Origin of the sequence: Terrabacter ginsenosidimutans (assembly GCF_039539425.1) — a bacterium.
Taxonomy (GTDB): Bacteria; Actinomycetota; Actinomycetes; order Actinomycetales; family Dermatophilaceae; genus Terrabacter; species Terrabacter ginsenosidimutans.
In genome coordinates this window covers 284477-305386 of record NZ_BAABDC010000004.1, presented here as the reverse complement: position 1 = coordinate 305386, position 20910 = coordinate 284477, and the positions used below count along the sequence as shown (strand labels likewise).

At 71.3% G+C, this 20910-nt stretch carries 17 protein-coding genes; 7 read left to right on the top strand and 10 right to left on the bottom strand.

What is annotated here, in order from left to right:
- Positions 1-105: 105 nt before the first annotated feature.
- From ABD831_RS14210 to ABD831_RS14200, 3 genes are read left to right on the top strand one after another with little or no spacing between them, the layout of a single operon-like run.
- Positions 106-1104 carry an alpha/beta hydrolase gene (locus tag ABD831_RS14210; RefSeq protein WP_344947705.1) on the top strand — a complete coding sequence of 333 codons (999 nt, stop codon included), beginning with the start codon at positions 106-108 and terminating at the stop codon, positions 1102-1104.
- A 40-nt stretch (positions 1105-1144) separates the two neighbouring features.
- On the top strand, positions 1145-2134 hold the full coding sequence (locus ABD831_RS14205) for a ribose-phosphate diphosphokinase (RefSeq protein WP_142177957.1): 990 nt from the start codon (positions 1145-1147) through the stop codon (positions 2132-2134).
- The gene (locus tag ABD831_RS14200) at positions 2131-2526 is read left to right on the top strand and encodes a DUF3054 domain-containing protein (RefSeq protein ID WP_344947700.1); all 396 of its coding nucleotides are present in this window, start codon (positions 2131-2133) and stop codon (positions 2524-2526) included. The genes ABD831_RS14205 and ABD831_RS14200 overlap by 4 nt, the downstream gene beginning before the upstream one ends.
- A gap of 135 nt (positions 2527-2661) precedes the next feature.
- Here ABD831_RS14200 and arc read toward each other — a convergent pair whose 3' ends face one another.
- The 4 genes from arc to ABD831_RS14180 all read right to left on the bottom strand — a co-directional run bounded on the left by arc (position 2662) and on the right by ABD831_RS14180 (position 7409).
- A complete protein-coding gene (arc, locus tag ABD831_RS14195; protein WP_344947697.1) occupies positions 2662-4437 on the bottom strand; it encodes a proteasome ATPase in 1776 nt (591 codons plus the stop codon).
- A 56-nt stretch (positions 4438-4493) separates the two neighbouring features.
- Complete coding sequence (locus tag ABD831_RS14190; protein WP_344947694.1) at positions 4494-5618, bottom strand: tRNA (adenine-N1)-methyltransferase; 1125 nt, start codon at positions 5616-5618, stop codon at positions 4494-4496.
- 11 nt (positions 5619-5629) lie between these two features.
- The gene (locus tag ABD831_RS14185) at positions 5630-6061 is read right to left on the bottom strand and encodes a single-stranded DNA-binding protein (RefSeq protein ID WP_344947691.1); all 432 of its coding nucleotides are present in this window, start codon (positions 6059-6061) and stop codon (positions 5630-5632) included.
- A 202-nt stretch (positions 6062-6263) separates the two neighbouring features.
- Positions 6264-7409, bottom strand: a complete 1146-nt coding sequence (locus ABD831_RS14180) for a site-2 protease family protein (protein ID WP_344947687.1) — start codon at positions 7407-7409, stop codon at positions 6264-6266.
- Positions 7410-7524: 115 nt separating this feature from the next.
- On the opposite strand from ABD831_RS14180, the gene ABD831_RS14175 reads away from it, so the two are divergent.
- Positions 7525-8364, top strand: coding sequence for a RecB family exonuclease (locus ABD831_RS14175; RefSeq protein ID WP_344947684.1), 840 nt, complete (start codon positions 7525-7527; stop codon positions 8362-8364).
- A gap of 61 nt (positions 8365-8425) precedes the next feature.
- Here ABD831_RS14175 and ABD831_RS14170 read toward each other — a convergent pair whose 3' ends face one another.
- Positions 8426-9760, bottom strand: coding sequence for an aspartate aminotransferase family protein (locus ABD831_RS14170; RefSeq protein ID WP_344948248.1), 1335 nt, complete (start codon positions 9758-9760; stop codon positions 8426-8428).
- Between the two features lie 63 nt (positions 9761-9823).
- A complete protein-coding gene (locus tag ABD831_RS14165; protein ID WP_344947681.1) occupies positions 9824-11326 on the bottom strand; it encodes a CoA-acylating methylmalonate-semialdehyde dehydrogenase in 1503 nt (500 codons plus the stop codon).
- A 60-nt stretch (positions 11327-11386) separates the two neighbouring features.
- On the opposite strand from ABD831_RS14165, the gene ABD831_RS14160 reads away from it, so the two are divergent.
- On the top strand, positions 11387-12739 hold the full coding sequence (locus ABD831_RS14160) for an aminotransferase-like domain-containing protein (RefSeq protein ID WP_344947678.1): 1353 nt from the start codon (positions 11387-11389) through the stop codon (positions 12737-12739).
- A gap of 4 nt (positions 12740-12743) precedes the next feature.
- On the opposite strand, the gene ABD831_RS14155 is transcribed toward ABD831_RS14160, so the two are convergent.
- Together ABD831_RS14155 and ABD831_RS14150 are read right to left on the bottom strand one after the other, a co-directional pair.
- On the bottom strand, positions 12744-14189 hold the full coding sequence (locus ABD831_RS14155; protein WP_344947675.1) for a carboxylesterase/lipase family protein: 1446 nt from the start codon (positions 14187-14189) through the stop codon (positions 12744-12746).
- 49 nt (positions 14190-14238) lie between these two features.
- Complete coding sequence (locus ABD831_RS14150; protein ID WP_344947672.1) at positions 14239-14616, bottom strand: DUF5997 family protein; 378 nt, start codon at positions 14614-14616, stop codon at positions 14239-14241.
- Positions 14617-14784: 168 nt separating this feature from the next.
- Here ABD831_RS14150 and ABD831_RS14145 point away from each other — a divergent pair, with 168 nt between their 5' ends.
- Together ABD831_RS14145 and ABD831_RS14140 are read left to right on the top strand one after the other, a co-directional pair.
- Positions 14785-15552: a LysR substrate-binding domain-containing protein gene (locus ABD831_RS14145; protein ID WP_344947668.1), complete on the top strand. Its 768-nt coding sequence runs from the start codon at positions 14785-14787 to the stop codon at positions 15550-15552.
- A gap of 89 nt (positions 15553-15641) precedes the next feature.
- Positions 15642-16145: an SRPBCC family protein gene (locus tag ABD831_RS14140; RefSeq protein WP_344947665.1), complete on the top strand. Its 504-nt coding sequence runs from the start codon at positions 15642-15644 to the stop codon at positions 16143-16145.
- Here the strand turns inward: ABD831_RS14140 and ABD831_RS14135 are convergent.
- The gene (locus tag ABD831_RS14135; RefSeq protein WP_344947662.1) at positions 16108-16818 is read right to left on the bottom strand and encodes an HAD family hydrolase; all 711 of its coding nucleotides are present in this window, start codon (positions 16816-16818) and stop codon (positions 16108-16110) included. The two genes, ABD831_RS14140 and ABD831_RS14135, sit on opposite strands and share 38 nt — an antisense overlap.
- 4 nt (positions 16819-16822) lie before the next feature.
- Positions 16823-20605 carry a methionine synthase gene (metH, locus tag ABD831_RS14130; RefSeq protein ID WP_425582827.1) on the bottom strand — a complete coding sequence of 1261 codons (3783 nt, stop codon included), beginning with the start codon at positions 20603-20605 and terminating at the stop codon, positions 16823-16825.
- Between the last annotated feature and the right edge of the window lie 305 nt (positions 20606-20910).

The window sequence follows — 20910 nt, the reverse complement described above, 5'->3', positions numbered from 1 at the left end:
CCGACGGGGGGCCGACGGGGGGCCGACTTGGGGCCGGCATGGCGTGTCCGCCCGAGTCGACTGCCCGGTGCGCGAAAGCGCGGCACGCGGTGCAAGACTGACGCGGTGACGGTCAGCCACTCGTGGGACATGCCCCTGCGCACGAAGCTCCTCGCCCGAGCCCTGAGCCGGTCGCGCAGCGCCGAACGGATGCAGACTGCGGACGAGATCGCCCGCAGCAGAGCATGGTTCGCTCCGGCGCGGGTCCCATTCACCTGGATCACCGGGTCGGTCCCGGCCGGCGTGGAGATCGGCAGCACCAGCTTCCGCGCACGCGACGGCCACGAGGTCGCCGTGCGCACCTACCGCCCCCGACACGCCGAAAGCGAGGCCCTGCCGGCGATGCTGTGGTTCCACGGTGGCGGGTGGGTCCTCGGCAACACGCGCGGCTACGACCCCCTCTGCGCCTGGATCGCCGACCGCGCGGGCGTGGCCGTGCTCAACGTCGACTACCGCCTCGCTCCCGAGCACCGGGCGCCGCAGGCGGCCCACGACTGCATCGACGCCGCTCGCTGGGCTGCGTCGGACGCGTCCGGCCCCGGCGTCCGGCACACCGCCCTGGGCCTGGCAGGCGACTCCGCAGGCGGCAACCTCGCGGCCGTGGCCGCCCAGGTGCTGGGCGCCGAGGGCGGCGCCGAGATCGCCTACCAGGCGCTCGTCTACCCGGCTGTCGACGCGACGATGAGCTCGCCGTCCGTGGCGCAGCACGCCCACGCCCCGATCCTCACCCGCCGCGACATGGACATGTTCCTCGCGCACTACCTCGGCACGGACGAGCACGCCCTCGACCCGCTCGACCCGCTGGTCTCGCCGTTGCACGCACCCGACCTGGGCGGCTTGCCGCCGGCGCTCGTGCAGACGGCGGACCTCGACCCCCTGCGGGACGAGGGCGCGGCCTATGCCGAGGCGCTGCGCGAGGCCGGCGTCGAGGTGCGACACACCAACTACCCTCGCGTCCCGCACGGCTTCATGAGCTTCCCTGGCGCCACTCGTGTCGGCGGCTCCGCCCGGGTCGAGCTCGGCGAATGGGTCGCCCGCCACGCGCGACCCGGATCGGTCGGATAGTCTGCGAACGCACGCGAGTCTCGTGAGGGATGGTCTCGAAGTGAACGACGTCGTCGTGTTCAGCGGCTCGGCGCACCCCGCCCTGGCCGACCGGATCTGCTCCCACCTCGGGGTGACCCGCTCCCCCGTCGACATCAAACGGTTCAGCAACGACTGTCTGCAGGCGCAGCTGCTCGCCAACTGTCGTCAGCGCGACGTCTACATCGTGCAGCCGCTCGTGCCGCCGACGCAGGAGCACCTCATGGAGCTGCTCCTCATGATCGACGCGGCCCGTGGCGCCTCCGCGGCACAGATCACCGCCGTCATGCCGCACTACGCCTATGCCCGCTCCGACAAGAAGGATGCCTCGCGCATCTCCCTCGGCGGCCGCCTCGTGGCCGACATGATCTCGACGGCGGGATGCCACCGGGTCCTGACGATGGCCCTGCACGCCCCCCAGGTGCACGGTTTCTTCTCGACACCCGTCGACCACCTGACCGCCATCGGTGTGCTCGCCGACCACTTCCGCGACAACGACCTCGCGAACTCGATCGTCGTCAGCCCCGACCTCGGCAACGCCAAGGTCGCGACCCAGTTCGCCCGGCTCCTGGGCCTGCCGGTCGCAGCCGGGTCCAAGCAACGGGTGTCCGACGACCGGGTCGTCATCGACTCGATCGTCGGCGACGTCTCGGGACGACGCGCGATCATCCTCGACGACGAGATCGCCACGGGCGGGTCGATGCTCGAGCTGATGGACCGCCTCAAGGACGCGGGCTCGACCGAGGCAGCCATCGTCTGCACCCACGGCCTCTTCGCGGGCAAGGCCGTCGAGCGGCTGCGCGACCACCCGTTCGTCACCGAGGTCGTCACGACCGACACGGTCCCTGCGCCGCAGGGCTGGCCCGAGCTCAAGGTCCGTTCGGTCTCGGCGCTCTTCGCCGAGGCGATCAGCCGCATCCACCACGGCCGTTCGGTCAGCTCGCTCTTCGAGGGTGTCGACCCGATGCACGCGCCGCCGCAGGCGAAGCTCCCCTTCGACACGCACCCATGAACCGACCTGTCTGGTGGCGCCGCCCCGTGGTCGCGCTCCTGATCGACGTCCTGCTCGTGCTCGTCTTCGCGGCTGTGGGGCGGGCGAGCCACGACGAGTCCGGTCCGGTGCTCGGCGCCCTCCTCACCGCGTGGCCCTTCCTCGTCGGGACGGCCGTCGGCTGGGTCGTCGTCCGCCTCGTGCGCCACGTCTGGCCGCTCGAGGTCGCACCGGGCGTCACCGTATGGTTCGCCACGGTCCTCGTCGGCATGCTGCTACGCCATGCGGTGGGGTCCGGGACTGCCGCCAGCTTCGTGATGGTCGCCTCGGTCGTGCTCGCGCTGTTCCTGCTCGGCTGGCGCGCGTTGGGGGCGTATGCCGTCCGGCGGATCCGCGCGCCCCGCCGCGGCTGACCTCCACCCCAACCGTCGAGAGGCCACGTATGGCCGCCGCGTCCTCGTCGATCGTCGGCTCCGGCAGCCGTCAGCCTCGTCCGTCGACGACGCCGTGTGGCCCGGGGACCCGGGCCACACGGCATACGTAGGCTCTCAGAGGTACTGGCCCGTGTTGGCCGTGGCGATGGACCGGCCCGGCTCGGTGCCGTCCTTGCCCTTGAGCAGCGTGCGGATGTAGACGATCCGCTCGCCCTTCTTGCCGCTGATCCGCGCCCAGTCGTCGGGGTTGGTCGTGTTGGGCAGGTCCTCGTTCTCCTTGAACTCGTCGACGCAGCTCGCGAGGAGGTGCTCGACGCGGATGCCCTTCTGTCCGGTGGTCAGGAAGTCCTTGATCGCCAGCTTCTTGGCCCGGTCGACGATGTTCTGGATCATCGCGCCCGAGTTGAAGTCCTTGAAGTAGAGGATCTCCTTGTCGCCACCCTGGTAGGTCACCTCGAGGAAGCGGTTCTCCTCCATCTCGGAGTACATCCGCTCGACCGCGGCGGTGATCATGGCCGCGACCGTGGCGTCGCGGTCACCACCGTTGACGGCGAGGTCGTGCTCGTGGAGCGGCAGCGTGTCCACGAGGTACTTGCTGAAGATGTCGCGCGCGCTCTCGGCGTCCGGCCGCTCGATCTTGATCTTGGCGTCGAGCCGACCCGGCCGCAGGATGGCGGGGTCGATCATGTCCTCGCGGTTGGAGGCGCCGATGACGATGACGTTGTCGAGTCGCTCGACCCCGTCGATCTCGGCGAGCAGCTGCGGCACGATGGTCGTCTCGACGTCGCTCGAGACCCCCGAACCGCGGGTGCGGAACAGAGAGTCCATCTCGTCGAAGAACACGACGACCGGCGTTCCGTCGGAAGCCTTCTCGCGTGCGCGCTGGAAGATGAGACGGATGTGTCGCTCGGTCTCGCCGACGTACTTGTTGAGCAGCTCGGGGCCCTTGATGTTGAGGAAGTAGCTCTTCTCCGTCGCCTTCCCGGTGCGCGCCGCGACCTGACGGGCGAGAGACGCCGCGACGGCCTTGGCGATGAGCGTCTTGCCGCAGCCGGGAGGGCCGTAGAGCAGCACGCCCTTCGGCGGCTTGAGGGCGTGCTCCTTGTAGAGCTCGGGGTGCAGGAACGGCAGCTCGACGGCGTCGCGGATCTGCTCGATCTGGCCCGAGAGACCACCGATGTCCTCGTAGTCGACGTCGGGGACCTCCTCGAGGACGAGCTCCTCGACCTCGAGCTTGGGGATGACCTCGTGGACGAAGTTCGACCGGGGGTCGAGCGTCAGGGAGTCGCCGACGCGGATGTGCTCGCCGAGCAGGGGGGTGGCGATGCGGCAGACGCGTTCCTCGTCCCCGTGGGTGATGACGACCACCCGCTCGTGGTCGATGCGCTCCTTGACGGTGACGACCTCGCCGACGCGCTCGTAGCCGTGCACCGACACGACGTTGAGCGCCTCGTTCAGCATGACCTCCCGACCGAGCCCGAGGTCCTGCTGGTCCACGGACGGGCTGATCGCGACCCGCATCTTGCGGCCACCCGTGATGATGTCGACCGCCCCGTCGTCCGGCGGGTCGATCACCAGGCCGTAGGTGCTGGGGGGCTGCGCCAGCCTGTCGACCTCCTTCTTCAGGGTGACGATCTGCTCGCGGGCGTCCTTGAGCGTGCGCACGAGGCGCTCGTTCTGGGACGAGAGCGTCGACAGGCTCGTCTGGACGTGGGCGAGTCGCGCCTCGAGCTCGCGGGTGCGCTGCGGCGAGTGCCGAGCCACCTCACGCAGCGACTCGACCTCGGCGCGCAGAGCTGCGAGCTCTCGGTCTCCGGCTGCCGGAACTTCACCAGGGACTCCGGCGCCGGCGGCACCCTGAGGGTCTGGGTTGCGGACGTCATCAGACATCGTGGCCTCCTCGATCCGTCACTCGCACATAGTGACGATTCGACCCTAACCCCGGGTCAGCCGTTGTCGTCGGACGTTTCAGCCAGTGATCGGCGGACGCGTCGGATCGTCTTGTCGCTCTTGACCCGTTCGCCGAGCGCCTCGGGCGTCCAGGCGTCGGCCGGGATGTCGGTCGAGGCGGTCGATCCGGGCACGAGCGTCGCCCCTGCGTCGGTGCCCACCGCGACCCCGGGGGCGCCCGCACCCGAGGTGTCGTCGCCGACGCCCGTGTCGGCCGTCTCGCCGTACGCGCCCTTGGCCGGCCGGCGCTTGCGCTCAGGCGGGACGACGCCGGGGGCGAGGCGACGCGTCGTGATGAGGAAGCCGGTGTGACCGTGCATGCGGTGCTGGGGACGCACGGCCAGGCCCTCGAGGTGCCAGCCGCGCACGAGCGACTCCCACGCGGACGGCTCGGTGAACCCGCCGTGCGCGCGGATCCCCTCGGCGACCCGGCTCAGCTGCGTCGTGGTGGCGACGTAGCAGATGAGCACGCCGCCGGGGACGAGTGCCTCGGAGACGGCCTCCAGACACTCCCAGGGCGCGAGCATGTCGAGCACGACGCGATCGACGGTGCCGGCCGGCGCGACGGTCGGCAGCGACTCGACGAGGTCCCCCACGGTGACGGTCCACGCCGGGTGGTCGCCGCCGAAGAAGGCGCGACCGTTTCCACGGGCGATGTCGGCGAAGTCCTCCCGACGCTCGAACGACAGGAGGCGGCCGCGCTCGCCGATGGCGCGCAGGAGCGACATGGACAGGGCGCCACTGCCGACGCCGGCCTCGACGACGGTCGCGCCGGGGAAGATGTCGGCCATCTGGACGATCTGGCCGGAGTCCTTGGGGTAGACGACGGCGGCGCCTCGGGGCATCGACATGACGTAGTCGCTGAGCAGGGGCCGCAGCGCGAGGTATTCGACGCCGGCGGTGTTGGTGACGACGGAGCCGTCGGGTGATCCGATGAGGTCATCGTGCCGCAGGAAGCCACGATGCGTGTGGAACTCGCGCCCGGGCTCCAGCGTGATCGTGTGCAGGCGTCCCTTAGGGTCGGTCAGCTGGATGCGCTCTCCCACCTCGAAGACGCCGCGTCGGTCGTGCGCCCCCGGGACGTGGGACGGCGCGGCGGCGGGCTGCTCGGCGTCGGTCATGGGAGCACAGTCTAGGTGCCGCCAACACCTCCCCCGGACACCCGACGCAGCGCCGCAGCCTCGACCTCGTAGCGGCTCTGGCGCCCGGCCGGTCCCCCGAAGAACCGGCGGCGCAGGGCACCCTCGACCTCCACGAGGTCGTCGACCCGCAACCGCATCGCCGCACGGCGGGTCGCGGCCGTCCAGCACACGACGTCGATGGTGTCGACGGTCGCTCGCCTGGGTCCGTCGACGACGGCGCGGCGCCGGCCGGTCGGGGGTTGGCGAGGGACGACGAGCCGCAGGACGGCGATGTGGTCCCCGCTCGGCAGCTCGCGCTCCTCGGCCTCGGCTGCGAGGCGACCCCTCAGGGCAACCTCGTTGCGCCCCGCGACGGCGCCGGCCCTGCCGTTGCCGCCGGCCCCCTCTGGTCTGGTGCTCGTCGTGGTCCGGCTCGTCACCATGATGCTCCCTCCGGCCCGCGTGTCGGGCCCCGAACCACCACCGTGGCGGGTGGCCGGCCACCGCGAGGACCGGCGCCCCCACCCTGTGGACAGGGACCGAGCCCGCCAGGGGGATGTGGACACGGCGCCTGACGCGTGAACCACGTCAGGCGGCCACGCCAGACCGCACACGTCAGCGGTGCAGCCCTGGTTCGGGTGCGGCTCAGCGGCGCCCGCGGCGGGACAGCTCGGCCCCGACGACGGCGTTGATCCGCTCGGCTCTGGCCAACCCCCGGATGTCCCGGGTCCCCTCGTCGACGACGACCGCGAGCGAGAGCTCCCGCTCGCTCATGACGCTGATGAGCTCGGTCAGCACCGCGTCGCCGGGCAGGGGGATCACCCAGGCGGCCGGCTGGGCCACGGTGATGGACGCGACGGCGGTGCGGTCGCGACTCCCGGCCGGCACCGCGGCGGCGGAGGCCGCGTCCACGACGCCCAGAGGCCACCCACCGGGGTCGGCAGCGGCCACCCAGGCCCCAGCGGTCAACGCCGCCTCGACCTGCGCGACGGTCGCCGTGCCCGCGACGAGCGTCAGGGGCTCGAGGACGTCGGTCGCCAGGCCCGCGGTCGCCTCGTGGATGTGACCGGCGCGCACCGCGCCGGTCGCGCCCTGCCACAGGAAGAAGGCGATCGCCACCGGCCAGACGAGGTCGAAGAGGTCGGGTGGCCGACCCTCGGCGAGAGGGCGCAGCGCGAACCACGCGACCGTCAGCACCGCGACCACGCGGCCGAGCCAGCCCGCCGCGACGAGACCCCGACCCTTGCTGCCCGTGGCCCGCCACACGAGAGCGCTGACGATCTGGCCCCCGTCGAGCGGAAGTCCCGGCAGGAGGTTGAAGAGGCCGACCAGGAGGTTGGCGAAGGCCACGATGCCGAGCAGCGTCAGAGCCGTCTCGTTCGTCGTCAGAGCACGGATGCCCCAGACCACTCCGGCGAGCACGAGGTTGGAGAGCGGTCCGACGACGGCGACGAGGGCGGTGCTCGTCGGCGAGCTGTGGGTGGCGTCGTAGACGGTGTGGCCGCCCCAGACGTCCGCGACGATCCTGCTGACCGGATGACCGCGCCAGCGCGCGGCCAGGGCGTGGGCCGCCTCGTGCACGAGCACCGAGACGAGCAGCAGCACGGCGTAGCCCGCCGCGAGCAGGTAGCCGTAGGAGCCGCCCCGGTCGGGTCGCGCCAGGTTGGGTCCGAAGACGACGACGATGAGCACGGCGATGACGGGCCAGGACCGACCGAGGTAGATCGGCGTCCCGGCGAGGCTGCCGATCCGCCACCCGTAGGCCGCGGACGGGCGCGCGGGAGTGCTCATGGACACGACCATATGCCTTGGGTGGCGGGTCATCCTGTGCAGGCCACGTCCGCCGGCTGTGGGTCCGGCCGTGCCGGGACCGGCAGTGTCGCCCGTGCCGCATACAGTCGGCCCCATGGTTGCAGCGCTGTCCCCGAGCCGAGCCTCGGACTTCATGTCGTGCCCGATGCTCTACCGGTTCCGGGTCATCGACAAGCTCCCGTCGCCGCCGACGCAGGCGACGGCCCGCGGCACCCTGGTGCACGCGGTCCTGGAGCGGCTCTTCGACCTGCCCGCGGCCGAGCGCACCATCGAGGCCGCCGTGGGTCTCGTGCCGCAGGAGTGGGAGCGTCTGGCCGACGAGGAGCCCGCGATGCTCGACCTGCTCGCCGAGCACGACGGACGCACCGACGAGTGGTTCGCCGGCGCGGCGACGCTTCTCCAGACGTGGTTCGGCCTCGAGGACCCGACGCGCCTCGAGCCGGCCGAGCGCGAGCTCTACGTCGAGACCGAGATCGACGGGCTCGTCCTGCGTGGCTACGTGGACCGGCTGGACGTGGCGCCCGGTGGTGCGATGCGTGTCGTCGATTACAAGACGGGCCGTTCGCCGTCCGAGCACTTCGAGGCCAAGGCCCTCTTCCAGATGAAGTTCTACGCGCTCGTCCTGTGGCGCCAGCGCGGCGTCATGCCCAAGCGGCTACAGCTGGTCTACCTCGGCAACAGCGAGATCGTCGCCTACGAGCCGGACGAGCAGGACCTCCTCGGCACCGAGCGCAAGGTCAAGGCCCTGTGGCAGGCCATCGAGCGTGCAGCGACGACGGGCGACTGGCGGCCCAGCCCGAGCCGGCTCTGCGACTGGTGCGACCACCGGGCCCTCTGTCCCGCCTGGGGCGGCACTCCCCCGCCCCTTCCGGTCGACGCGGCCGAACGCGCCGTCGACCCCGCCGTCACCGGCGACGTCGAGGTCGAGGACTGACGACGCCCCCCGACCGAGGACGTATGCCGCGGCATACGTCCTCGGCGGGCGCAGCGGGTGCTCAGGCGGTGTGCTCGTCGGCCACGTCGAGGGCCTCGTCGAGGATCGCGAGCCCCTCCAGGACCTCCGCCGGCGTCGTCGTGCACGGCGGGACGACGTGCGTGCGGTTGAAGTGCGTGAACGGCCACAGCCCTCGCTGCTTGCAGGCTGCGGCGAAGGCCACCATCGGCCGGGCCGACTCCCCCGCCGCGTTGTAGGGCACGAGCGGCTCTCGGGTGTCGCGGTCGCGGACGAGCTCGACGGCCCAGAAGACCCCGAGACCGCGGACGTCCCCGACGCTCGGGTGCCGGGCCGCGATCTCGCGCAGGCGCGGGCCGATGACGTCGGTGCCGAGCATCCGGGCGTTCTCGATGATCCCCTCCTCACGGAAGGCGTTGATCGAGGCGACCGCGGAGGCGCACGCGAGCGGGTGGCCCGAGTAGGTCAACCCTCCGGGGAAGGCACGCTGGTCGAAGGTCGCCCGGATCTCGTCGGAGATGACGACGCCACCGAGCGGCACGTAGCCGGAGTTGACGCCCTTGGCGAAGGTGATGAGGTCGGGGCGGATGCCCCAGCGGTCGACGGCGAACCACTCGCCGCAGCGACCGAAGCCGGCCATCACCTCGTCGGCGATGAGCATGATGCCGTGCTCGTCGCACAGGTCGCGAACGCCCTGGAGGTAGCCGTCCGGTGGGACGAGGATGCCGTTCGTGCCGACCACCGTCTCGAGGATGATGGCGGCGATGGTGTGGGCCCCCTCGACCATGATCGTGTCGCGCAGGTGCTGCAGGGCCCGGTCGCGCTCCTGCTCCTCGCTCTCGGAGTGGAAGGCGGAGCGGTAGGTGTAGGGACCCCAGAAGTGGACGATGCCGGCGACGCCCGGCTCCGACGGCCACCGGCGTGGGTCGCCGGTCAGGGTGATCGCGCCGGCCGTGGCGCCGTGGTAGCTCCGGTACGTCGCGAGCACCTTGTGCCGGCCCGTGTGCAGGCGCGCCATGCGGATCGCGTTCTCGTTGGCCTCGGCGCCGCCGTTGGTGAAGAAGACCGCCGAGAGTCCGTCGGGGGCGACCTCCGTGATGAGCCGGGCGGCCTCGCTGCGGGCGTCGTTGGCGAAGGCGGGCGAGATGGTCGCCAGCCGGGCCGCCTGCTCCTGGATGGCAGCGACGACCTTGGGGTGGTTGTAGCCGATGTTGACGTTGACGAGCTGGCTGCTGAAGTCGAGGTAGCGCGTTCCGGAGTAGTCCCAGAAGTACGAGCCCTGCGCCCGTGCGATGGGCAAGGGGTCGATGAGCCCCTGGGCGGACCACGAGTGGAAGACGTGGTCACGGTCGAGTGCGCGAACCTGCTCCTCGTCCATGGCCTCGAGGTGGGCGGCGACGACGGTGCGGTGGTCGATGTCGGTCACTGGGAGCGTCCTTTCTCAGCGGGTGCGCGGGAAGCCGAGGTCGACGCTCGAGGTGGCGGGGTCGGGCCACCGCTGCGTCACGACCTTGCCGCGCGTGTAGAAGCTGATCCCCTCCGGGCCGTACATGTGGGTGTCGCCGAAGAGCGAGTCCTTCCACCCGCCGAAGGAGTAGTAGGCGACCGGCACGGGGATCGGCACGTTGATGCCGACCATGCCGACCTCGACCTCGTTCTGGAAGCGGCGGGCGGCGCCGCCGTCGCGGGTGAAGATCGCGGTCCCGTTGGCGTACTGGTTGCGGTTGATCAGGGCCAGGCCCTCGTCGTAGCTGTCGACCCGGACGACCGAGAGCACCGGGCCGAAGATCTCGTCGCGGTAGACGGTCATGTCGGGCGTGACGTCGTCGAGGAGGGTCATGCCGAGGAAGAAGCCGTCCTGCGGGACGTCCTGGTCGCGGCCGTCCACGACGACGGTCGCCCCGGCCTCGGCGCCCGCGGCGACGTAGCCGGCCACCTTGTCCCGGTGCTCCCGCGTGATGAGCGGGCCCATGTCGGTGCCTGCGTCGGCGCCCGGGCCGACCGTGAGCTTCGGCAGCCGAGCGGAGATGGCCGAGACGAGGTCGTCGCCGACGCCGCCGACCGCGACCGCGACCGAGAGCGCCATGCAGCGCTCGCCGGCCGCGCCGTAGGCGGCCGAGACGATGGCGTCCGCGGCCATGTCGATGTCGGCGTCGGGCAGCACGAGCGCGTGGTTCTTGGCGCCTCCGAGGGCCTGGACACGCTTGCCGTTGGCGGTACCGCGCTCGTAGATGTACTTCGCGATCGGCGTCGAGCCGACGAAGCTGACGGCGGCGATCTCGTCATGGTCCAGCAGCGCGTCGACGGCCTCCTTGTCGCCGTGCACGACGGTGAAGACGCCGTCCGGCAGGCCTGCCTCCTTCCAGAGCTCGGCCAGGAAGAGGGAGGCCGACGGGTCCTTCTCGCTCGGCTTGAGCACGAAGGCATTGCCGCACGCGATGGCGTTGGCGCACATCCACAGCGGGACCATGACCGGGAAGTTGAACGGCGTGATGCCGGCGACGACGCCGAGCGGCTGACGGATGCTGTAGACGTCGACACCGCTCGCCGCCTGCTCCGAGAAGCCGCCCTTGAGCAGCTGCGGCACGCCGGTCGCGAACTCGACGTTCTCCAGGCCGCGGGCGATCTCGCCGACAGCGTCCGAGAGGACCTTGCCGTGCTCGGCCGTGACGATCGCGGCGAGCTCGTCGGTGCGGGTGTGGAGCAGCTCCCGGAACGCGAAGAGGACCGCTGCGCGCTTCGACAACGAGCTCGTCCGCCAGTCTCGGGCCGCTGCCGACGCGGTCTTGACCGCGGCGTCCACCTCCGAGGACGACGCGAGCGGCACCACCCCGGTGCGACGTCCGGTCGCGGGGTCGTGCACCGGAGCGGTGCGACCGGAGGCGCCGGGCACGCGGGCCCCGGAGATCCAGTGGTCGATGGTCGTCACAGGCTGGGTCGTCATGACGTCCACGCTACGTGCCACCACTACCCCACACAAAGCATGGATTGCTATGTTACGAAGATGCGCGCCGTCATCTCCTCCCTCGAGGAACGTCTCGACGCCCCGACCGCGAAGGGCCTCGCGCAGGCCGTCTCGCGGGCGATCCGCGACGAGGCCCTGCGGCCCGGTGACCACCTGCCGCCGATCCGCCGCGTGGCCGCGGAGCTGATGATGTCGCCGACGACGGTGAGCGCGGCCTGGCAGCTGCTCGCGAGGTCCGGCACGATCCGCTCGGACGGACGACGCGGGACGACGGTGGCGCCGACCGCTCGCGGTGGTGAGCGCTACACGCGAGCCCTGCGCCACGAGTCCCCCGTCAGCCTCGACCTGTCGACGGGCATTCCCGACAGCACCCTGCTGCCTCCGCTCGTGCCGGTCCTGGCGGGTCTGACCGAGCCCGCGACCCCGAGCAGCTACCTCGACGACCCCGTGCTCGACCAGCTGCGTGCCCAGCTGGCAGAGGACTGGCCGTATGCCGCCGAGGAGCTCCTCGTCGTGGACGGCGCCATGGACGCCCTCGACCTCATCTCGCGGGTCCTGCTGCGCCCGGGCGACCTCGTCCTCGTCGAGAACCCCGGCTTTCCACCCCTGCTCGACCTGCTCGAGGACCGTGGCGTCGACGTCGTGGGAGTGCCACTCGACGAGACGGGACTCGACCTCGACCGCGTCGAGGCGCTCCTGCCGGGTCGTCCCGCCGCGGTCGTCCTCCAGCCTCGCGGCCAGAACCCGACCGGGGTGTCGATGTCACCCACTCGCGCGCGCCGCTTGGCTCGCCTGCTGCGCGGTCACGACTGCATCGTCGTCGAGGACGACTCGAGCGGCCCGATCTCGACGTCGGCGCCGATCAGTCTGGGAGCGTGGATCCCGGACCAGGTGCTCCACATCCGCAGCTTCAGCAAGTCCCACGGACCGGACCTGCGGATCGCGGCGCTCAGTGGGCCGGCCGCCCTGCTCGCCCCCGTCCGTCATGCGCGGGCCATCGGCCAGGGCTGGACCAGCCGGCTCCTGCAACGGGTCCTCGCCGCGCTCCTGCGCGACGGGGACTGTGTGCGCCACACGGCTTCGGCGCGGGCCGAGTACGCTCGCCGGCGCGCGCTCGTCGTCGACAGGCTCGCCACCCACGGCATCGAGGTGCCCGGCACCGATGGACTCAACGTCTGGGTCCCGGTACGCGACGAGGCGGCCGCCGTGCTCAGACTGGCGAGCCAGGGGATCGCCGTGACGCCGGGGTCACCCTTCTCCGTCGAGCACCCGTCGGGTCCCTCCGGCCACGTCCGCGTCACGACCGGGCTGATCCGCGAGAACCACACCGAGGTGGCCGACCTCATCGCGGACGCCGCGACGACCGGGGCGTGGACAGCCCAGCACCGGTGACGCTTCAGGTGTGCGGACCGGACAGGTCCAGCGACTCCGGCGCGTGGGTCCAGATCCGGCGGGAGACCTCCTCGGGGTAGGCCGTGACCGCGGGCACGCGGTCGAACAGCCGTGTCGCGCCGGTGTCGAAGCCCGGCCAGCCGGGATCCCCGTCCGTGGCGAACGCCGTCCATGCGCCACGCATCTGCCTCGAGAGCTCCTCGGCCTCCGGACCCGGCTCGCCGATCAGCATGGCCGGCTGTCCAGCGGCGAGGTTGCCGAAGACGAGCGGCACGTCGAGCCCGTGGCAGGCACCGAGGACGCCACCCATGCCGGGGGCCGGCCAGGTCAGCTCGTAGAGGTGCGCCCGCCCGCCGGCCTCGAGCTGTGCTTCTGCGAGCTTCAACGACGGCATCCGGAAGAGCCAGTCCGACCGCACCACGTCGTACAGCTCCTCGGGGTCCCGGAACGCCTCCCGGTACTGCACCGGATCCGGGCCGAAGACCTCGGCGGCCAGGGCGGCCTGGTCCTCGGTGATCTCGCCGAGCATGCCGCTGAGCGCGGTGAGCAGACGCTGCTCGTGACGGGTGTGCCCGACCAGGAGCTCGACCTGGCCGGTCAGCCCCTGCCACGGTGTCGCCGGCAGGACGTCGCCGTCGACGACCGGCGCGAACGGGATGTGCGCGTGCGCAGCCCGGCCCCAGCGACCGGCGAACTGCCCCATCCTCGCCGAGACCGCGTCACCGACCGACGGCAGCCGGCGAGGGTCCACGGAGGGCAGCTCGGCGACCTCGATGCCCAGCTCGGCAGCGCACGCTCGCGCGATGTCGGCCGCGAGCGCCGGGGTGAAGTACGTCCCGGCGACGCTCTGCGCGATCGCCCGTCGGAACAACCCCGCCGCGCGAGGCATCGCCAGGAGAGCCGCCACCGACCCGCCGCCCGCGGACTGGCCGAAGACGGTGACCCGGTCGGGATCACCGCCGAGGACGGCGATGTTGCCCTGAACCCACTCGAGCGCCGCGACCTGGTCGAGCAGGCCGCGGTTGGCGGGCCTCCCCTCGACGTGACCGAAGCCCTCGAGGCCCACCCTGTAGTTGAAGGTCACGACGACGACGCCGGCACGGGCGAGTGTGCTGCCGTCGTACTCCGGCAGACCCGACATGCCGAACATGTAGGCGCCGCCCTGGATCCACACCATGACCGGCGCGCGGCCGGTGAGGTCGGGCGACCACACGTTGAGCGTCAACCAGTCGTCGCCGTCGTCGCCCAGGGCGTCCATGCCGAAGGACCCGGACTGCGGCGGCGGCGGACCGAACGCCGTGGCGTCCCGCACCCCGACCCAGGGACGGACCGGCTGTGGGGCCTCGAAGGGCACCGGAGGGGCTGCGAACGGGATGCCTCGGAACACGGCGAGCTCCCCCTCGCTGCCGCCTCGGACGGTCCCACCGGTGACGTCGACCTCGATGTCCACGACACCGAGTGTGATCGCCCGTCAGACGGCGGCGCGAGCCCTTTACGGGTCAGGCGCGCTCGGCATCACGCGCCTTGACGCGCGCCTCCTCGGCACGGACCTGCGCATAGATGTCGCGCTCGGCGACGAGCCACGCCGGCATCTCCTCCAGGACGGCCTTGATCTGGTCGGTCGTCAGGTGCTCCCCGATGCCACCACGGGCTAGGCCCGAGTTGGAGATGCCAAGTCGTCGGGCGGTCTCCTGGCGCGTGTGCGGACCGTTGCGTCGCAGCGTGCTGAGCCACTCCGGTGGCTCGGCCTGGAGGGCGTTGAGCTCGGTGCGGCTGACGACGCCGTCCTGGAACTCGGCCGGAGTCTCGGACAGCAGGACGCCGAGCTTCTTCGCGGCCGTCTGGGGCTTCATGGTCTGCGGCTTCGGCGTGGGCATGGGCCAAGCCTAGGGCGTCCGACGACCCCGGCGACGCACGAGTCTGGGCGCCGGCTACCGCTGACGCGGTGACCGGCCGGACGACGTCCGTGGCGATCGGCCGGTCGGGCAGCAGCTTGGCCGGTGGACTAGCCTCGGACCGACCTGTCCCGACGGCGAAGGCCCACCATGACGGAACCTTTCCGCGTCGAGTTCGTGCCCGGCGTGACGCCCGACAAGTGGCTGCGGGTGTGGGCCCAGCGCCTCCCGGAGTCCCCCCTGACGGCCGTGCCGGTCGAGGACGCCGAGGCTCTGACCCACCTCAGGGACGGGACGTCGTCGATGGTCCTGCTGAGGTTGCCGGTCGAGCGCGAGGGTCTGCACGTGATCCCCCTGTACGAGGAGGTCCCGGTCGTCGTGGTGGCCAAGGAGCACGTCGTCGCGGCCGTCGACGAGGTCGCGGTCGCCGATCTCGCGGAGGACGTGCTCATGCAGGATCCCTCCACCGTGCCCGAGTGGGCAGCCGTGGCCGGACCCGAGGCGCTGGAGCGGTCCACGGCGATGCCGCCGATGACGACGAAGCAGGCCATCTCCGTCGTGGCGACGGGCTCCGGCATCGTCGTCGTGCCCCTGTCGGTCGCGCGCCTGCACCACCGCAAGGATGTCGTGCACCGACCGGTCACCGACGTCGCACCGTCGCGGATCGGCCTCGCCTGGCGGGTCGACGACGGGGACCCCCGCATCGAGGAGTTCATCGGCATCGTGCGCGGGCGGACGGAGCGCAGCACTCGCGGCGCCTCGGGCTCGGAGTCGTCGTCGACCGTCAAGAAGCCGGCAGAGCAGGCCCGGGGCCCCCGGACGTCGAGTCCAGCGCAGCGCGCCACTGCTCGACGTGGCCAGGCGACGGGACGCAAGGGCGCGCCGCGCGGGCGTGGCCCTCGACGCAAGGGCCGTTGATCATCGACCTTTCGAGGACGAGGACGAGGACGAGGGCGGCGCAGTGGGGCGAGCTTCCCTGGCGCTGGGGCGAGTTCGGTGAATCTCGCGTGCCGCAGCGCCTCGCCGGCCACGACGGTCCGGTCGTGAGCCGGGCGGTGACCGTGCAGGCCGCCCCGTCCGTCGTCTTCCGGTGGCTGTGTCAGCTGCGGGTGGCGCCCTACAGCTACGACCTCGTCGACAACCTCGGTCGGCGCAGCCCGCGCTCCCTGACACCCGGGCTGGACTCCCTCGAGGTGGGACAGCGCTTCGCCACGATCTTCACGCTCGTCGACTGGGTTCCCGACGAGATGGTCGCGCTCGAGATCACCGAGCCGGTCGGCACAAGCCTCTTCGGGCGGCTGCCGCTCGTCTACCAGGCCGTGGCCCTTCCGGGCGAAGCGACCTCGCGGACGACCCTGCGCGGCGACATCGCCCTCCCCCGCGCGGAGTCGACCGTGGCTCGGGGCCGAGCCACGGCACTCGCCTGGGGCGACCTCGTGATGATGCGGCGTCAGCTGCTCACTCTGGCTCGCCTCAGCGAGGAGACCGCACGCTCGACACGATCGTCGTGAGGTCGGCCGCGGCGACGCCCGCGAGCGTGTCGATGTGGACCGCACCGGCGATCGGCGGCACGGGCACCACGTGCGGGATCGCGATGGTCGGCACGCCGGCGGCGGTCGCAGAGCGCACGCCCGCCGGGGAGTCCTCGATGGCGATGCAGTCGGCGGGGTCGACCCCGACGAGTCGCGCGGCCGCGAGGTAGGGCTCCGGGTGCGGCTTGCCGTGGCTCACCTCGTCGCCTGTGACGAGGTGGTCGAAGGCCCCCTCGGGAAGGCGCTGCACGACCATGTCCGCGAGCGAGCGCCAGGACATCGTCACGAGCAGTGACGGCACGCCGAGGGAGCCCAGCTCGAGCAGCAGCTCGCGGGCTCCGGGACGCCACGGCACCCGGCGCTCCACCTGGGCGATGACGCGCTCGAGAAGGGCGTCGACGATCTCGGGCACCGTGAGCGAGATGCCGGACTTGTCGATGATCAGCTGGGCCGAGACCTCGAGGGCGTTGCCGACGAGCTGGTGGGCGAACTCGTCGTTCCACTCGCCCCCGTGGGCCGCGACGAGCTCGTGCTCGGCCTGGATCCAGTAGGGCTCGGTGTCGACGAGCGTCCCGTCCATGTCCCACAGGACGGCCGCGGGCAGGGTCGGGACCACGACCTCGTCGGCCTGGCTCGTGTGCGAGAGGGTCACCGGGTCAGTCCTCCGGGTCGTAGGCGAGGTTCGAGGAGAGCCAGCGCTCTGCCTCGGCGAGCGTCCAGCCCTTGCGGTCGGCGTAGTCCTGGACCTGGTCGCGGCCGAGTCGGCCGACGACGAAGTACTGGGACTGCGGGTGCGAGAGATACCAGCCGCTGACCGAGGCGCCGGGCGACATCGCCATGCTCTCGGTGAGCGTGATGCCGGTGTTGGCCTCCACGTCGAGCAGGCGCCAGAGCGTGTCCTTCTCGGTGTGCTCGGGACACGCCGGGTAGCCCGGGGCGGGGCGGATGCCGGCGTACTGCTCCTTGATCAGCGCCACGTTGTCGAGGTGCTCGTCGGGCGCGTAGCCCCAGAACTCCTTGCGGACCCGCTCGTGCATGCGCTCGGCGAAGGCCTCAGCCAGGCGGTCGGCGAGCGACTCGAGCAGGATCGCGTTGTAGTCGTCGAGGTCGGCCCGGAACGCGGCGACCCGCTCCCCGGCACCGAGACCGGCCGTCACGGCGAAGCCGCCGACCCAGTCCTTGGTCCCCTTGGGGGCGACGTAGTCGGCGAGCGAGCGGTTGGGAACGCCTGCCCGGTGCTCCCCCTGCTGGCGAAGGTGGTGCAGGACCGTCAGCGGCTCCGTGCGGGCGTCGTCGAGGTAGACCTCCACGTCGTCACCGACCGAGTTCGCCGGGAAGAACCCGATGACGCCGTTCGCCGTCAGCCACCGCTCCTCGACGATGCGGTCGAGCATGGCCTGCGCGTCGTCGTAGAGCTTCCGGGCCGCCTGACCGCTCGCCGGGTTGTTGAGGATGTCAGGGAAGCTGCCCTTCATCTCCCACGCGTTGAAGAACGGCTGCCAGTCGATGTAGCGACGCAGCTCCCCGAGTGAGTACTGGTGAAACACCTTGACGTGCTGGGAGATCCGGTGCGACCGGGTGATCGACGAGACGTCGTGGTCCTGCTGCAGCAGCAGGTGCGGGTGCGGCGGTCGGTAGCCGGACCAGTCGATCGGCGTGCGCCGCTCCCGGGCCTCGTCGAGAGCGAGCAGTGGCCGGTCCGCCTTGCCCGCGTGCCGCGCCCGCAGCGAGTCGTAGTCCTCCTTGACCTTGGCCATCAGCTTGGGCCGCAGCTCGTCGCTGAGCAGCGCAGCGGCGGTCGGGACCGACCGCGAGGCGTCCTTGACCCAGACGACGGGGCCGTCGTAGCGCTGGTCGACCTTGACGGCCGTGTGGGCCCGCGAGGTCGTCGCGCCACCGATGAGCAGCGGGATGGTGAGCCCCTGGCGCTGCATCTCGGCGGCGAAGCCGACCATCTCGTCGAGCGAGGGGGTGATGAGCCCCGAGAGCCCGATGATGTCGGCGTCGTGCTCCTTGGCGGCATCGAGGATCTTCTGGGCGGGCACCATGACACCGAGGTCGATGACCTCGTAGTTGTTGCACTGGAGGACCACGCCGACGATGTTCTTGCCGATGTCGTGGACGTCGCCCTTGACCGTGGCCATGACGATGGTGCCGTTGGTGTCCTTGGCCGTGGCCAGCTCGGGGTTGTTCGCCTTCTCCTCCTCGATGAACGGGATGAGGTAGGCGACGGCCTTCTTCATGACACGGGCGCTCTTGACCACCTGCGGGAGGAACATCTTCCCCGCGCCGAAGAGGTCGCCGACGACGTTCATGCCGTCCATGAGGGGACCTTCGATGACCTCGATGGGGCGCCCCCCTCGCTCGGCGATCTCGGCCCGGAGCAGCTCGGTGTCGGCCTCGACATGGGCGTCGATCCCCTTGACGAGCGAGTGGGTGATGCGCTCACCGATGGGCAGGGCGCGCCACTCCTCCTCGGTCACCTCGGCAGCCTGGCCGACCTTGTTGTACTCCTCGGCGATCTCGAGCAGCCGCTCGGCCGCGTCGGGTCGGCGGTTGAGGACGACGTCCTCGATGCGCTCCCGCAGGTCGGCGTCGACCTCGTCGTAGACGGCCAGCGCGCCGGCGTTGACGATACCCATGTCGAGGCCGGCCGAGATGGCGTGGTAGAGGAAGACGGCGTGGATGGCCTCTCGCACGGGGTTGTTGCCGCGGAAGCTGAACGACACGTTGGAGATGCCACCGGACACCTTCGCGCCCGGGAGGTTCTGCTTGATCCAGCGTGTGGCCTCGATGAAGTCGAGGCCGTAGGACGCGTGCTCCTCGATGCCGGTGGCCACGGCGAAGACGTTGGGGTCGAAGATGATGTCCTCGGCGGGGAAGCCGACCTCCTCGGTGAGCAGGCGGTAGGCCCTCGAGCAGATCTGCTTGCGGCGCTCGAGCGAGTCGGCCTGGCCGTCCTCGTCGAAGGCCATGACGACGGCGGCAGCGCCGTACTTGCGCACGAGCCGGGCCTGGCGCAGGAACGGCTCCTCGCCCTCCTTGAGGGAGATCGAGTTGACGATCGCCTTGCCCTGCACGCACTTGAGGCCCGCCTCGATGACCTCCCACTTGGAGGAGTCGACCATGACCGGGACACGGCTGATGTCGGGCTCGCTGGCCACGAGCTTGAGGAAGCGGTCCATGGCCGCGACGCCGTCGATCATCCCCTCGTCCATGTTGACGTCGATGACCTGCGCGCCGCTCTCGACCTGCTGCGCCGCCACCGACAGGGCGGCGTCGAAGTCGCCGTCCTTGATGAGCGTGCGGAACCGGGCCGAGCCCGTGATGTTGGTGCGCTCACCGACGTTGACGAAGAGGCTGTCGTCGGTGATGGTGAACGGCTCGAGCCCGGAGAGCCGCATCGCGGGGGCGATCGCCGCCAGCTCGCGGACGGGCTTGCCGTCGACGGCCTTCGCGATGGCTGCGATGTGCTCGGGGGTCGTGCCGCAGCAGCCTCCGACGAGGTTGACGAGGCCTGCCTCGGCGAACTCGCCGACGATGCCGGCCGTCTCGTCGGGCGCCTCGTCGTACTCACCGAAGGCGTTGGGCAGACCGGCGTTGGGGTAGCAGGACACGAACGAGTCCGCCAGACGGGCCATCTCGGCGATGTAGGGCCGCATCTCCTTGGCTCCCAGGGCACAGTTGAGGCCGACCGCGAGCGGGGAGACGTGCCGCACCGAGTCCCAGAACGCCTCGGTCACCTGACCGGAGAGCGTGCGACCGGAGGCGTCGGTGATGGTGCCGGACACGACGACCGGCCAGCGCCGACCCTGCTCCTCGAAGAGGGTCTCGACGGCGAAGATCGCAGCCTTGGCGTTGAGCGTGTCGAAGATCGTCTCGATGAAGATGAGGTCGCTGCCGCCGTCGACGAGCCCCCGCGCCGCCTCGAGGTAGGCGGCGACGAGCTGGTCGTAGGAGACGTTGCGCGCGCCGGGGTCGTTGACGTCCGGTGAGATCGAGGCCGTACGCGTCGTCGGCCCGAGTGCCCCGGCGACGTAGCGAGGCCGGTCGGGCGTGCGGGCCGTCATCGCGTCGGCCTCTCGCCGGGCCAGCGCGGCCGCCTCGAGGTTGAGCTCGTAGGCGAGCTCCTCCATGCCGTAGTCCGACAGCGAGATCGCGTTGGCGTTGAAGGTGTTGGTCTCGATGATGTCGGCGCCGGCCTCGAGGTACTCGCGGTGGATGCCGGCGATGATCTCGGGTGCGGTCAGCGTGAGCAGGTCGTTGTTGCCCTGCACGTCGCTCGGCCAGTCGGCGAAGCGCTCGCCCCGGTAGCCGGCCTCGTCGGGCCGGTCGCGCTGGATGGCCGTGCCCATGGCGCCGTCGAGGATCATGATGCGCCGACCGAGCGTGGCGGTCAGGCTCTCGGTGGCGTCGGGTCGCTGCTGCGACTGGGACAACGTGGCTCCTCTCGGCGGCACGGGTCTCGTGCCGGGTGAACGGACCGGTCCGAGTCTACGGACCCTGTCGTGACGACCGCGCCGGCGCCCGCACTCCGGGCACGAGACGACGCCACCCGGCATACGCCGTCGTACCCCGTCGGGCCGGCTCCGTGCGCCCTGGCCCGCGCCCAGACCTTCCCGGACTCGTCCTGCCGCGCCCGAACGGGCCCGGAGGAGCACGGGCGCGCACGGACGCGCCCTTCGGGACTCCGGCGCATCGGCTCCGGCAGGTCCTAGGCTGAAGGGGTGGACGCGACCGCGAC